The following is a 1,204-nucleotide window of genomic DNA, read 5'->3' as shown; positions in this document are numbered from 1 at the left end:
GGCAATGCAGCTAACGCTGCATTGAACCACGAACATAGACTGAAGACAGGTGCCACGACGAAATAAGTAAGGTCTGCTCTGTTACTAGAAATAGTAATAACCAACGAATATCAGCAAGATAACCGACGACATTACTTGCTTCATCCTATGTATTAACTCGCTCTAATTCGAGCTAAAATAATTATGGCTTAAAAAGTTAGGCAAGGATCAGTGCGTTTAACTTGACAATGGGAGTCATACCAATGCCGTGTTGATGGGCAAAATCCACAACTTGTTTTAAATCGCTTAATAAACCATCGTAAGTACAACCGGTAAGCACCAGTAGTTTTGCATCGGTATTTTGCTCTATTGTTTGTTTTATATCGGCTAACGAAGGTGGCGCAAAAATACCATATTTAGGGTTTAATATACTCGATAAATAAATGGGTAAACTGGCTGATTGCAAAATGCCATAATGAACAGATTTATGACAATTACGGTCAATAATGACCTTATCCCCCTTACGTAACAGGGTTTGTAAAATAATTTTATTTGAAGTAGAAGACCCGTTAGTAACAAAGTAGGTATGCTTTACCTCAAACGTTGCAGCTGCAGATTCTTGAGCACGCCCAATGGTATTGGTGCTATCAGATAAAGAGCCTAACGAATCGACAGATACCGACAGATCGCCAACAAACACATTGCGGCCATAAAACTGATAGAAGTCTTTAATATAAGGCGAGTTTCTAAAGCTAGAGCCACCACTATGGCCCGGTGTGTGCCATGAATCGTTCGACTCGCCAACATAACGGCGATACGCAGTCCAAAACGGGGTTTCTGAACGGTCGTCAAAGTCGTTGATCATATAGCCTAAAATAGCTTCGGGGTCAGAAATAACCTCGTCTTTAAAGAAAAACGATTCAATTTCTTCTGACTCGTTGACTATTTCCAGTCCTTTAGTATCATCGCCAATTACATAAACTGGAAGCTCTAATCGAATGGCTTTTAACTGCTCAATAAAGCGGCTATACGTTCTCTCGCCAACCTTGTTTTGTAAATCCCAACTAAGTACAACAGCCTGAATATCACCATCTTCTTCAACACTTGTTATCGCATCTTTAAGCGTAAAACGCTCAAGAATATCGATATGGATATCGTCTCGCTCAAAATTTGGTATCGCTTTAGAGAGATTTGTAGACAACTCTTTTAAAGTGGCTTGGTCTTG

Annotated in this window: 1 pseudogene; it reads right to left on the bottom strand. The window is 39.9% G+C overall.

What is annotated here, in order from left to right:
* Positions 1-241: 241 nt before the first annotated feature.
* Positions 242-1,204: pseudogene (locus BCG07_RS00030) on the bottom strand (Orn/Lys/Arg decarboxylase N-terminal domain-containing protein); the annotation flags it as partial.

Origin of the sequence: Pseudoalteromonas sp. ESRF-bin5 (assembly GCF_002632075.1) — a bacterium.
Taxonomy (GTDB): domain Bacteria; phylum Pseudomonadota; class Gammaproteobacteria; order Enterobacterales; family Alteromonadaceae; genus Pseudoalteromonas; species Pseudoalteromonas marina.
Note: the sequence above shows the minus strand (reverse complement) of the source record. Positions and strands in the feature narration are given on the sequence as shown.